Source organism: Dolichospermum sp. UHCC 0315A (genome assembly GCF_008121535.1).
GTDB classification, from domain to species: Bacteria; Cyanobacteriota; Cyanobacteriia; order Cyanobacteriales; family Nostocaceae; genus Dolichospermum; species Dolichospermum lemmermannii.
The window spans coordinates 4734035-4747124 of the sequence record NZ_CP043056.1; the positions used below are offsets into that span (position 1 = coordinate 4734035).

A 13090-nucleotide genomic window follows, 5' to 3' on the forward strand; every position below is an offset into this window, starting at 1 on the left:
GAAATATCTGAGCGGATTCGAGCTAAAAAATTTCCCTACTTGGGAACTAAAGAAGCTGGTGGGATAGGTACTGAGTAATGGATAATAGAATCATAACCTAGAATAATACTCAATCCTGGGGGACATTTTACCTAAGAGGATGTTTGAAAAGTGGTATTCCGTAATTTTCATCACATTGCTACCCCCCTTTCCCCTTGTAAAGGGGGGAAACAATAAAAATCCAGTTCCCTCCCCTTTACAAGGGGAGGGTTAGGGTGGGGTAAAAAATATTTGATACATCAACCATAACTTTTCAAACACCCTCTAAAAGGACAACGCCTTATTATTAGTTGTGATTGCTAATTGCTAAATTTAGAAAGAGATGTTTGTTTAATAGTATACTTTGGCCATAAGTCAACCTGATGTATTATTCATAACGCTACCATCTTTACTAAAAATTTTGGCAATTCTTTCTTTAGTTAGATCCAAGTTTTAAATTAACATGATACCAACCGTTACAAATAATCATTTAAATGATAGTTCAATTACATCTAAAAACTTCAAACGACATACTGATCCTCCTTGGTTATGGACTTTTGTTTGTATTGGTTCTGTGTCTCTTCATTTATTAGTATTTTGGTTAATGCGTTCATCAAATGAGTTTCAAGCGTGGTTTCCCCAGTCTAACCAAAGTTCGATTCCCATTGACTTAATCGAAACTGCTTCTGAACCAAAATCTCAAATCAAAACCCAATCAACAACTCCAAAGATTAAACCACAATCTTCTTTTTCAACTTCACAAAAATCAGCATCTGTTAAACTCAGTAATCAAGATGATGCTGATTCTAGTGTTAATTTACCAGAACAAGATAAATCTGAACAACCTGAAGCTAGAAAACCTGAAGTTAGAAAACTCGAAGTTGAAAAACCTGAAGTTAGAAAACTCGAAGTTGAAAAACCTGAAGTTAGAAAACCTGAAGTTGAAAAAACTGAAGTTGAAAAAACTGAAGTTGAAAAAACTGAAGTTGAAAAACTACCAGTTAGACAACAATCATATCCAACAAACCCAACACCAGAACCAACATCAATAATTCCCGAAAGTGAACGTCCTTGGAATAGTCGTCAAGAAGTTAAACTAGGAGAGGGAACTCTCCTTCCCAAAGATATTCCTGCTGATTCCCCAACTCCCACAACAGAACCTTCCCTAACGGCTAATAGAGGGGGGGCTATAGCTACCGTCAGTCCTATACTGAAGGAAGAAGTTAGTGAATTAATACAACAAAAACAACTGATAGCCGATGCTTTACCAGATGTTCTGGCTGAATATAAAGGAAGTACAGAAAAGGAATTAGAGGCTAGTATACTTCCCAGCGACGAGGATTTGAAACCAGCAAATATACTGGCCAGTTTAATAATTGATAAAAATGGTCAATTTCAACAAGCGATAGTGATAACGATTGAACCAGCCGCACTCCGCAGCCAAGCAAATATTTATGAACAAGCACTTAACCAGATATTTGCACAAGAGAGTTTTCTTGCTGCTTATAATCAAGATGGATCAAAACCCGATTTGAGCAATTTATATATTCGTCTTAAAATTAAACCCATAAATTCTCCATAGCTACTTGCAATTTGATAAGAGCTATGTTATCTTAGTTAAGTCAGAAGCACGCGGGTGTAGTTTAGTGGTAAAACTCCAGCCTTCCAAGCTGATCATGCGGGTTCGATTCCCGCCACCCGCTTTTGAATGAAAGTTTTTAAAAGTTATACTCAATACTGCTTAAGCGTTCCTACATTTTATGTTTAGTGATCGCCGATATAGATTAGCTTTGCGTCTTTGCTCCTTAGCGTCTCTGCGCGAAACAAGGGTAGGCATAAAACCCACCCCAGTTGTAATTATAAATTAATTACCAATTATCGGCGCAGTCAAAGAAACATTTTCCACCGCTTTATTTGCTAATAACGTGGGGACAGAATCACGCAATCTTGCTGTTAATTGTACAGTTGTCGCGTCATACATTTGCGTTAGCAATTTGGGATAAAAACCAATACCAATAATAGGTATCAACAAACAAGCAATAATAAAGACTTCGCGTGGTTCAGCATCTATTAAATTTTGATGAGAAACCAACTCTTCATTCTCTTGTCCGTAGAAAATCTCGCGCAACATTGATAGTAGATAAATTGGCGTTAAAATCACACCAACAGCCATCAAGAAAATGACAATAACTTTGAATGTTGGGTTATAAGCATCGCTAGTTGCAAAGCCGACAAATACCATTAATTCGGCGACAAAACCGCTCATTCCTGGTAATGCTAAAGAAGCCATGGAACAAGTTGTGAACATAGCGAAAATCTTCTGCATCTTCTTCCCAACACCACCCATTTCATCTAACATGAGAGTGTGTGTGCGATCATAAGTTGCACCGACTAAAAAGAACAAACTTGCCCCAATTAATCCGTGAGAAACCATTTGTAAAACTGCCCCACTTAAACCCAAATCAGTAAAAGAGGCAATCCCAATGAGAACAAAGCCCATGTGAGAAATTGAAGAGTAGGCAATTTTCCGTTTTAAGTTCCTCTGGGCAAAGGAGGTTAGGGCAGCGTAGATGATATTTACTACCCCCAAAACTACTAATGCGGGTGCAAAATAAGCGTGGGCATCGGGTAGCATTTGGGCATTCATGCGAATTAAGGCATAACCACCCATTTTTAACAAAATACCTGCTAGTAACATATGCACCGGCGCTGTAGCTTCACCGTGGGCATCTGGTAGCCAGGTATGGAGGGGAATAATCGGCAACTTGACAGCGTAGGCAATCAGGAAGCCAGCGTAGAGTAAAAGTTGTAAATTCAGGGCGTAGTCTTTCAATGCGAGCGATCGCATATCAAAAGTCACAGTATCGCCATAAAATCCCATTGTCAAGGAAGACAGTAAAATAAACAGCGAACCACCAGCAGTGTATAAAATAAATTTAGTTGCTGCATATTGACGCTTTTTACCGCCCCAAATTGATAGCAGGAAGTATATTGGCACAAGTTCCAGTTCCCACACCAGGAAAAATAACAGCATATCCTGGACAGCGAAAACCGCAATTTGACCACCATACATGGCTAAAATGAGGAAATAAAATAATTTCGGTTTCAGCGTTACTGGCCAAGCTGCTAAAATCGCCAAAGTGGTAATAAACCCGGTCAAGAGAACTAAAGGCATGGACAAGCCATCAACGCCTAATGACCAATTTAAACCCAACTGTGGAACCCAGGGATAACTTTCCACCAGTTGCAAATCGGGATTAGCAAAATCATAGCTAGTATAAAAAGCGCAGACAATTAAGCCAAAATCTATCAGCCCCACAGTGAGAGAGTACCAGCGCACCGTTTTTCCGTCTTTATCTGGGATGATAGGAAGCAGCAGTGACGCGGCTATGGGAAATAAAATAATCGTCGTCAGCCACGGGAAATTAGCTATATTCAACATAATCAATCTGTAATTAAAATCATGTTTGGCAAAAATTCATTATCTAGTGACTTCTGAATCAAGTTAAATAAACGATTACAGCTATAAGATTAACGTAAATGCTCAAACCAAGTTCAAAATAAGTTAATTTTATTTATTTAAGTCTTTAACATCAGGAATTAGGTATTGGTTTTCCTCCCATCATCCCCAATCTACAGAATTATTTTATGATAGTTCTTCCTTATCAATTTTATGATAACAAATTTAAAACCGAATGTCAACCCCCACATTCTCTATTTTTTGTCTAAAGTACAGATGTGTTCTCCTGATAAGTTACATTTTGTCAAAAAAATTAGCTGCGTTTCCCCTGGGATGTCCAGGATTTAAGGATTTATAGGATGGTTATTGATGAATTGTCTGTGAGTTGTCAGGATTTTTTTGTCTGAATCAGGATTTCTAGGATTTGAGGATTTTCAGGATGGTTATTGATGAATTGTCTGTGAGTTGTCAGGATTTTTTTGTCTGAATCAGGATTTCTAGGATTTGAGGATTTTCAGGATGGTTATTGATGAATTGTCTGTGAGTTGCAAATATTTAATGTTCATGAGAACCTTTGAGTAAGCTGTAACCTCCTTCCCAGCGTCATTGAAGAGGGTTAATTCATTTGTTGGTATTTTCCAAATTAAATTTCGTAATACCAAATATCCTCTTGTCTCACAATAATTCGATGCAGAGGAAGTCTATCAATCAGTCCCTCCTGTTCCAATTGTCCCAGCAACCGAGTGATAGTCACACGAGTAGAACTGATCAGCGCTGCTAAATCTTCATGAGTTAGACGCATATCAATTAAACGTCCTTGTTCTACTTCTGAACCAAATTTTTTTGATAACCATCCTAATAGTTGAATCAGCATAGTCTCTACTTTTTTATGGCTGCGAATCACCATTAATTCTTCCGCTTGTTGAATGTGACAAAGCAAAGTTTGTGTGAGTTGATGCCAATCATTCACAGGTAAAACAGTTGCTTCTACTTTGGTTAAACACTCCATCCGATAAGGCTTCATTTTCGAGAGAACTTCACCAACCACATCTCCTGGACCCCATAATCCCAAGGCTACTGTCGTACCGTCTTCTAGATAAGTGTAGGTTATAACAAAGCCGCTTGCTATTTGCCACACAGCATTTTTTTTAACGGGCAATAGCGTTCTTCTGGTGAAATGCTTTTGAGGACTATCATTAGATAATTGAGTTAAACCTGTGTATAATGACATCAGCGTATATATTGCTAATTTCCGATGTAGTAACCGTAGTATACATTATTCTTGATCTAAAAAGTATTGTGTTCAGGGAATTTCCCCAAAATATTCAGCAATTTTGAGAATCTTGCATACAATCACCCTAAATCCGATAGAGTTATGGTATTTTACTTATGGTGTGACTATATCACATCTGACACCTAAAAGTAACATTATTTCGGTTAAAAGCCGATAAATCTATCAATGTACAGTAGTATTCTGAATACAGATTTGAATAGTCAAAACTACGCTCTTCTGGATCTTTCTGCAAAAGTGGAATACGCACTCCTAGCACTGTTAGAACTAGCCAGCCATCACGATAAAAAAGTTCCTTTGACTATGAGCGAGATTGCGGTCAAGCAACCCATACCAGAACGCTATCTCGAACAGATTCTCACTCAAGTGCGGCGTGCGGGTTTAGTCCAGAGTCAACGTGGCTCGAAAGGCGGTTTTGTGTTAATACGTGAGCCTTGGCAAATTACTTTGCTAGAAATTGTCACCTTGGTGGTAGGTGAACGGAAAGAGAAAGAAAACTCTGAGACTCCGACGATAGAAAAAACTTTGGTTCTGGAAATCTGGGAAAAAGCTAATGCGGCTGCAATTGAGGTTTTGCGTAGCTATACACTCCAAGATTTGTGTCAGGAAAGAGAGATTCGCGCCCAAAATAATCCCATGTATTACATTTAGTTATCAAGAGGTCTAGTAGTCTATCAAAGACATTTTGACGGGTAATAATAGGAAAAACTTCTATTTTTTCCTCCCCTGCTCCCCTGCTTGTCTTCACCCGTCATTTCCGGTATTTCTAAAATTTCCGGTATTTTGTTGGGTTGCGCTGTCGCTTAACCCAACCTACATTTCTTTAACACCAAGCGTATTAGATTAAATTTAGTGTTCCAAATATTGCTATCTTGATAAATAGTATATTTTTGAATTTTACCATGAATAAGCTTGCCACTGCTTTTACAGAAGGTATAATTGCCTTTGCTGCCACTAATATTGACGACATCATGATTCTGCTGCTATTTTTTTCGCAAATAGATAGAAATTTTCGCCGTAGACATATTTTTATTGGTCAATATATTGGATTTACAGCTATTATTATTCTCAGCTTACCAGGGTTTTTTGGTGGCTTAGTAATCCAGCGAGAATGGATTGGATTATTAGGAATATTACCAATTGCTATTGGGATTAAACAATTAGTAAATCGTGAAGATGAAAGTGGAGAAGTTCAGACAGTGAATACCGAACAGAATAGCCCTCAATCTTCTTTCTTGTCAAGCATTCTACATCCAAATACTTATAAAGTTGCGGCTGTGACAGTTGCTAATGGTGGTGATAATATCAGTATTTACATACCTTTATTTGCAGGTCAAAATATTGTTGGGTTAGGAATAATTTCAGTGGTATTTTTTGTCATGGTAGGGGTTTGGTGTGGTATCGCTGATTTATTAAACCGTCAAGCTAACATTAGTTATATTTTAAGTCGCTATGGTCAGGCTATTGTTCCTTTTGTGTTAATTGGTTTGGGGCTATTTATTATGTATGAACGAGGGACATTTAACCTATTGTTTGGGCAGGTAAATTAAAAATCTGAAGGAGGTATAGATAATCATGCCTGTGAAACTAATTTCCAACTTACCATCATTAAAATGCTATAGATAATAAATCTTAGTGGACGTTGAGGGGTAATCTCACAAAGTTTAGCACCAATAAGAACTCCGGGAACAGAACCTATCCAAATAGGGATTACTAAACTCCAATCAACAGTTCCTAAAGTTAGATGTCCCAGGGACGTAAATATTAGTAAAATGGCGGCTTGAGTAATATCTGTACCCACCAATTTTCGGGCATCTAATCGAAAAAATGCTATGATAGCTAAGGCAAACATAGAGCCTGATGAAACACTTGTCATTCCCACAGAAAAGCCTAAAATTGCGCCAATGAGTAAAGTTAGAAAACGTCCTTGATTGGTTTTTAAATTTAATTTTGGCAATTCGGGTAAGTTGATTTTCGGAAAAAATGTCATTAACAACATTTGGATTAATGCTGTAAATGTAACTATCAGAATCATTACTCCTAGTAACCGCAGCAAGAGGTTATCTAGGTTGTGTTCTCCAGTTTGTCTAAGTTGATGTAAAACTCCTACACCCAACAGCGAACCAGAAACACTACCCATTGACAACCATTTAACTATTTCTAAATCAAGGGTTTTTTGTTGCCAGTGTTTAACTCCACCGACCACTTTCATTAATGTGGCCGCAACCACATCAGAACTAATAGCAATAGAAGGTGGTACTTGAAACACAAAAATCAACATAGGAGTGATCAAAGATGCACCACCTATTCCTGTTAAGCCCACAATGATACCAATAAAAAAGCTGAAACCCGGTAGTAATAAGTAGTCCATACTAGTGTTAGTGTAAGTTATTTGAGAAAGAAGATCAGCTTGGATAGACCTAATTTTATGAATACAAAAAATTGCTGTCTAAGTTTGTTCAGAATGACTTTTTATAAATCTTGTAAATAGACTTCTATTACTTCTGAAGAGTAATTGTTTATACTTAGTGTTTAAAGCTAACCCTGGTTTTGGCAATTTTTATAAAACTACGGTATCTTAATCAAGTTACTGTATTATAAACTCATAAATAATAAAATGTCTAGTACCAGTATCTATAAAGTTCTTTTAGTGAAGATCTTCTGATTTTTACCACTCCGCAGCCAATTATTTCTCTTGTCTGGGGCTTAATCATTTGATTCCATAGGTAGGGGTAAAGCAAAAGCTCATAAGGATATCCGGTAAGTGGGAAACGAGCGTGGCTTGGCTCCCTGAGAGGAAAGCGACACGGGCGGTTTTAACCACTTTGAATCTTTTTTCATCACAGAACGGGACGGACTACCTATTCGGGAACGATTTTGCGCCATTTGAGGCTTGTCATTGAACGATTTACCCCGAATTATAAGGAGAATGCCGAAAACCCTTGAAGGCGTGTCCGACTCAGGAGGACACACCTGTGCTTCAGCCAAGGGATGAAGGCTAGTTACAGGATTTATCCTGCACTGACATTTTGTATATAGATTAAACAAAAGGGGAATTCAAATTGAGTATATTAGCATTTTCTTTACTGGTTTGGTTGGGATCATTTAGTGCCGGCTTAGTCGGAGCATTAACTGGATTAGGTGGTGGAGTCGTCATAGTTCCGTTATTAACTTCCGTCTTTGGTGTTGATATTCGCTATGCGGTTGGGGCATCATTAGTATCAGTGATTGCGACATCATTAGGTTCAGCTTCTACATATATTAAAAAAGGCTACGCTAATCTGCGCTTGGGGATGTTTCTGGAGGTAGCCACCACCATTGGCGCTTTGATTGGCGCTCTCATTGCCACTCATGTAACCGTAAAAATACTTTCATTGATTTTGGCAATTGTGCTAATTTATTCAGCATACTTATCTCAACGCCCCAGACCAGAACAAACAGAAATTTCTGCACCAGACCCCTTAGCAGAATATCTCCAGCTTAATGGTACTTACCCTACTAGTGACGGTGTAATTCCTTATCAAGTTCATGCCTTACCTGCTGGTTTTAGTATTATGCTGGTAGCAGGAGTGCTTTCTGGTTTATTAGGAATTGGTTCGGGAGCATTCAAGGTATTGGCCATGGACCAAGCCATGCGTCTCCCTTTTAAAGTTTCTACGACCACCAGCAATTTTATGATTGGTGTCACAGCCGCAGCCTCAGCAGGTGTTTATTTAACCCAGGGATACATAGATCCAGGTTTATCTATGCCGGTGATGTTGGGAGTGTTACCAGGTGCTTTTTTAGGAGCGAGAATTTTAATTGGTGCTAAAACCCAAATTTTAAGAATTATCTTCAGCTTTGTATTGGTAGTAATGGCGTTAAAAATGGTCTATAACAGTCTAATAGGAGGGCTGTAATTATGTATAAATTAAATTCTGGTTTTCGGTGGACTTGCACAACAGAGATAGAAAGAAAAGTTGGAAATTTCACTTTTGAATTAGAAGAGCGAGATTGTGATATTCAACAGTTAGAAGAACAGCGTCTTAAAAATCATGATCATGAAAATTTAAGTAATCAAAAACTTACAAAATCAGCAAATGAAAAACAATTAGAATATCTACTCAGTAACCTGCTAATGTATGGAGTTTTAATCGCTAGTTCTATGGTATTATTTGGGGGTATACTATATTTAATTCATCATGGCTCTGAGCCAGCGGAATATCAAATATTTATAGGCACACCATCTGAGTTTCACTCCCCCATAGGTGTAGTAAATGCTGTTTTCGCAGGTAGCCGCCGGGGAATCATTCAATTAGGGCTGTTAATACTCATTGCTATCCCCATTTTGCGCGTAATCATTTCTTTCTGCACTTTTCTTTTACAGCGAAATTTTGTCTATGTCGTCATTACATCATTAGTGCTTGCTAGTCTAACTTATAGCCTGGTTGGCGCATATTACTAATATTTTTCACAAATAGACGGTGTAGAAAATATTGAATTTGATCAAAAAAAACAGTATTGGTTTTGGAGAAACAAATGGACAAAAAAAGGCTAGGTATTACCCTAGCCAAAAATCCACATCAACCGCAAACTATTATTGCTATTTTCAACCAACTAGTACCGCAGGGCGGAATTAAAAATTAACAATTAAAAATTAAAAAAGCAGATTACACAAGCTTTTCAGGAATTTTTAATGGTTGATTAACTTACGTCGCAGTGTACTAGTTACCGCTAATTAAACAATTACCATCGGTTTAAAACCATTTTATAATCCCACCAACAAAGGTATTTATCAATTTTGAGTCCAGGTTATTTCCCCTGGAGAAAATGTAAATAATTTAGTTGTGGGAACTGCTCGCTTGCAATTCTACGACAATTTTGATGATGAAATATGCAAACGATGGTAATTTTTTTGGGTTTATTAGTTGGGGTAAGATCCCCGACTTCTTATTTGATGATGTCAATTAAATTATTAACCAGTGATAGAAGTCGGGGATCTCCTTTTTTTAGCAACTTAATATTTTTTTCTTGGACATTTTTAACTGTTTCCAGAGAATATGTATTTGTTTATAAGCCTCTTCTGAGGAAAGTTTACCACCAGTTTGTAGACCAGAAATATAGTTCACTCGTTGTGAAAAATCTTGAAGTTGGGTATTAAATTCTAAACGTTCTGAATTCAAATCTCCATAATAAGGACTACGAGGATAAAGAAAATCAGATAGTTCCGATAGCAAATCAGAGTGGACTACTTTTGTTTTAATTCCTGCTTTATTAGTTGTATTTTGGGCTTCGACTATATTACTAGCAATTGGAACAGAAAGAAAAACCAAAGCTAACGCTGAGTATTGAATAAATTTCTGTAAAACTGTGCGGCGTTGTTGATTAAAGTTCATAATTATGTCTCCTCACTTAATTTCAATTCAAATCGTTTTATTCCAGAACCTAAAATGGGCGACTACCCGCTAAACTAATGCGTTTCATAACCCGACGTTGATTAGGATCAAAAGCTTGGCGATAATGCAAAGTAGATTGATTATCCCAGTAGACAATATCGCCTACAGACCATTGATGTTGATAATAAAATTGAGGTTGATGCAGATGATTTCTCAACTGTTCAATTAATTCTTTGCCCTCTTGGGGTTCTAAACCAACAACTTCAACTTCTGTGGTGTAATCTAAATACAAAATCTTCTTACCACTCTCTGGATGTGTTCTCACCAATGGGTGAGGAAAGACAGGACTAATGAGAGGAATATTCTTATTCTCACGATATTTTTGGCGAGGTTCTCCTGGCTTATTTAAAAATGGATTATAAGTAATCAACCGCAAATCGGCAATTCGTTGTTTGGTTGATTCATCCAAAGTTTCATAAGCTAAATTGAGATTTAAGCATGCAGTATCTCCACCTTCAGATGGTACTTCTAAAGCATAAAGTAGAGAACCACTAGAAGGATAGGGTGTCCATTTATGATCAGAATGAAAGGCTAATTCACCTGTACCTGTGTAACCACCATCAACATTAGAAACGGGAATTATAACTGGTGTTACTCCTGGACCAGAAGCGAGAACTGGAACATTATCTGGTGGGACAAATAATGAACCAAAATTAAAAGTAAAGTTCAAAAACTGCTCATCATTAAGATGTTGATTTTTGAAAATGAGAATATGATAATCTCTAAGTGCTTGTTTTAATTCTAAAATAACTTCAGGTAGAACTTTTTTACTAGCATCTAGTTCATTAATAACTGCTCCTAATGGTGCATCAAGACGAGTAATTTGGAAATTAGTTAAAGTAAGTGTTGCCATAGTTAAAAATTAAATTCATTCAAGTTTCATAGTTTTGTCAAAAATCAATTTAAGTTTTACTTCTTTTTACTTTCTCCCAAAAATAAAGAGAAATAAAACTATTATAAATTGCTATTTTTTAGCAAGCACTTCCTTCGGAGTAATTGCAGCATATTGTTGAGGAGTTAAAAACCCATCTCTAACATTTACTTTTTTAGGTATAAGCCCCAAAAGCTCCTAATCGTTTTTCTAAAATGCCTTTTTTTTTCTAAAACTGCTAAGGCTGTAAGCTGTTTAGAACGAACTATTCGGACTACTTTCTTGTCATTACTGGCAATTAGTTTACTATTTGTGTTAGTTGTAATAGATGAAATTGCTTGATGTTGAGCGCTATTTTGAGGTGTATTCCAAGTGAATAACGCAGCAGATAGGACTAAACTAGAGCTAAAAGCGGATAAAGCAGAACGACGAGTGATCCGTTTGTTTTTCCATGATTTCAATTTAGTTTCCCAATTCAGCATGATTGAATTCTCCTTTTTTGTGAACATTTTCTAGTTTTGTTAAATATTTAAGAAAGTGAGGTAGAAAAAATAATCTACCTCAACACGGCATGAGGAAACCTAAAAATAACTGACAGTAATGCTTGGTAAGCCATGTAGAGAATATCAGTTATAAGTCAAATACCAAGATTGTTTAAATCCTAAGATTAGGAAAGAGAAGTTGAGAAAAATTGGCTTTCTCACTTTTCACCAATATCACCTACTAACTCTAAATAATCTCAGAAGGCGCTGGGAAATTTCTGGGTATGAACTTCGGTGTTGATCAGAGGATAGTCTAGATAACACCGTGGGCTGACTACTTGAACGCCTATCTGTGCAAATTTGGCTTTTCGCAGACTTTCTATGGCGATAGTCATAATTTTTGCTCCAAACAGTTTCTAGTAATGGCATTTAAGCAGATACAGAATTCAATAAATAAGAAGAAGACGATGATGAAGATCCAGTTTGTAGTGATTCTTGTTTACCCATAACTCTATCTAAAATTCTCTCTACGAGCTTCGCAAACTTTGCATCTCCTCTAGCCCGTGGACGGGGCAGATTTAATTATTGTAATTTAAAACCCAAACTATTCAGAATTTCCTTTAATCTATGCCGACCAGATAAAGATTCAGCCGATGCTACCCTTTTACTAGAATGTTCCGACCAATCACCAGGAATATTGATATGTTGTGAATTGTAGAATTTCTCCATGATTTGGTTATATTCTGATATTCCTTGCTCTTGTTGGGCAAGTTGATATGTTTCTCGATGTAATATCACTGATTGAGATAAACGTGGTTTAATTGCCACATTCACAATGGGATCAGCATAGCCTACACACAAACCGAAAACAGCAACTACATGAGGAGGTAAATTCAATATCTGCGCTACCTCTTCTGGTTTATTTCGTAATGCACCGATATACACAGTTCCCAACCCGATAGATTCTGCTGCGACTACAGCATTTTGTGCTGCTAATGCGGCATCTATAGCTGCCATTAAAAACATTTCCAAATAATCTAAACCTTCATGAGGTAGTCCGCGATTTTCGGCAATGTGAGTGAGTCTGGCTAAATCTGCTAACCACACTAAAAATAAAGGAGATTGGCGAATATGTGCTTGATTATTAGTTAGTTTTGATAATTCTTCTTTGCGATTTGCATCTTCAACTGCTACTACACTCCAGGTTTGGAGATTGGAGGAAGTAGAAGCAGATTGAGCAGCAGCAATTAAAACTTCTAAAGTTCCTGGGGGTAAAGCATCAGGTAAATAAGCACGAATTGAACGATGGGATAACAGAGTTGCTAAGGTGTCACTCCAGGGAATATCTGGATTGAAGTTATTATGACCATAGCGATGATTAAGTAATTCAGTTGGGTTAGTCATAACTTGCAGAAAAATGATTATGAAAATGTCAGAATCAGGATTTACAGGATTAAAGGATTAAGAGGATTAAAATGTCTGAATCAGGATGTCCAGGATTTAAGGATTAACGGGATGAAAATGTCTGAATCA

At 37.1% G+C, this 13090-nt stretch carries 14 protein-coding genes and 1 tRNA gene; 7 read left to right on the forward strand and 8 right to left on the reverse strand.

The window, feature by feature from the left end:
- The first annotated feature begins 815 nt into the window (after positions 1 to 815).
- The 3 genes from BMF77_RS29090 (at position 816) to BMF77_RS22490 (ending at position 1721) form a co-directional block, all read left to right on the forward strand.
- Positions 816 to 1070, forward strand: coding sequence for a pentapeptide repeat-containing protein (locus tag BMF77_RS29090; protein WP_371735649.1), 255 nt, complete (start codon positions 816 to 818; stop codon positions 1068 to 1070).
- A gap of 290 nt (positions 1071 to 1360) precedes the next feature.
- The gene (locus BMF77_RS29095) at positions 1361 to 1600 is read left to right on the forward strand and encodes a hypothetical protein (protein WP_085929743.1); all 240 of its coding nucleotides are present in this window, start codon (positions 1361 to 1363) and stop codon (positions 1598 to 1600) included.
- Positions 1601 to 1650: 50 nt separating this feature from the next.
- Positions 1651 to 1721, forward strand: a tRNA-Gly gene (locus BMF77_RS22490).
- Positions 1722 to 1882: 161 nt separating this feature from the next.
- Here the strand turns inward: BMF77_RS22490 and ndhD1 are convergent.
- Together ndhD1 and BMF77_RS22500 are read right to left on the reverse strand one after the other, a co-directional pair.
- Positions 1883 to 3451, reverse strand: a complete 1569-nt coding sequence (gene ndhD1 / locus BMF77_RS22495; protein WP_174782929.1) for a photosynthetic/respiratory NAD(P)H-quinone oxidoreductase subunit D1 — start codon at positions 3449 to 3451, stop codon at positions 1883 to 1885.
- Positions 3452 to 4121: 670 nt separating this feature from the next.
- A complete protein-coding gene (locus BMF77_RS22500) occupies positions 4122 to 4709 on the reverse strand; it encodes a Crp/Fnr family transcriptional regulator (protein ID WP_148765990.1) in 588 nt (195 codons plus the stop codon).
- 228 nt (positions 4710 to 4937) lie between these two features.
- Between BMF77_RS22500 and BMF77_RS22505 the strand changes: the two genes are divergently transcribed.
- Complete coding sequence (locus BMF77_RS22505; protein ID WP_148765991.1) at positions 4938 to 5420, forward strand: Rrf2 family transcriptional regulator; 483 nt, start codon at positions 4938 to 4940, stop codon at positions 5418 to 5420.
- A 251-nt stretch (positions 5421 to 5671) separates the two neighbouring features.
- Positions 5672 to 6319 (forward strand): cadmium resistance transporter, encoded by a 648-nt coding sequence (locus BMF77_RS22510; protein WP_148765993.1) that lies wholly within the window; start codon positions 5672 to 5674, stop codon positions 6317 to 6319.
- Between the two features lie 23 nt (positions 6320 to 6342).
- Here BMF77_RS22510 and BMF77_RS22515 read toward each other — a convergent pair whose 3' ends face one another.
- Positions 6343 to 7140, reverse strand: a complete 798-nt coding sequence (locus BMF77_RS22515) for a sulfite exporter TauE/SafE family protein (protein ID WP_148765995.1) — start codon at positions 7138 to 7140, stop codon at positions 6343 to 6345.
- A gap of 691 nt (positions 7141 to 7831) precedes the next feature.
- On the opposite strand from BMF77_RS22515, the gene BMF77_RS22520 reads away from it, so the two are divergent.
- The gene (locus BMF77_RS22520) at positions 7832 to 8668 is read left to right on the forward strand and encodes a sulfite exporter TauE/SafE family protein (protein ID WP_148765997.1); all 837 of its coding nucleotides are present in this window, start codon (positions 7832 to 7834) and stop codon (positions 8666 to 8668) included.
- A gap of 2 nt (positions 8669 to 8670) precedes the next feature.
- Positions 8671 to 9213 (forward strand): DUF1634 domain-containing protein, encoded by a 543-nt coding sequence (locus tag BMF77_RS22525; RefSeq protein ID WP_148765999.1) that lies wholly within the window; start codon positions 8671 to 8673, stop codon positions 9211 to 9213.
- Positions 9214 to 9757: 544 nt separating this feature from the next.
- Here BMF77_RS22525 and BMF77_RS22530 read toward each other — a convergent pair.
- The 5 genes from BMF77_RS22530 to BMF77_RS22545 all read right to left on the reverse strand — a co-directional run bounded on the left by BMF77_RS22530 (position 9758) and on the right by BMF77_RS22545 (position 12961).
- Positions 9758 to 10012: a hypothetical protein gene (locus tag BMF77_RS22530; protein ID WP_148767182.1), complete on the reverse strand. Its 255-nt coding sequence runs from the start codon at positions 10010 to 10012 to the stop codon at positions 9758 to 9760.
- A gap of 181 nt (positions 10013 to 10193) precedes the next feature.
- A complete protein-coding gene (locus tag BMF77_RS22535) occupies positions 10194 to 11057 on the reverse strand; it encodes a TauD/TfdA family dioxygenase (protein WP_148762171.1) in 864 nt (287 codons plus the stop codon).
- Between the two features lie 185 nt (positions 11058 to 11242).
- Complete coding sequence (locus tag BMF77_RS22540) at positions 11243 to 11557, reverse strand: hypothetical protein (protein WP_148766001.1); 315 nt, start codon at positions 11555 to 11557, stop codon at positions 11243 to 11245.
- A 257-nt stretch (positions 11558 to 11814) separates the two neighbouring features.
- A complete protein-coding gene (locus BMF77_RS27440; protein WP_210422246.1) occupies positions 11815 to 11952 on the reverse strand; it encodes a hypothetical protein in 138 nt (45 codons plus the stop codon).
- Positions 11953 to 12139: 187 nt separating this feature from the next.
- A complete protein-coding gene (locus BMF77_RS22545; protein ID WP_148762166.1) occupies positions 12140 to 12961 on the reverse strand; it encodes an NADPH-dependent oxidoreductase in 822 nt (273 codons plus the stop codon).
- Positions 12962 to 13090 lie beyond the last annotated feature (129 nt).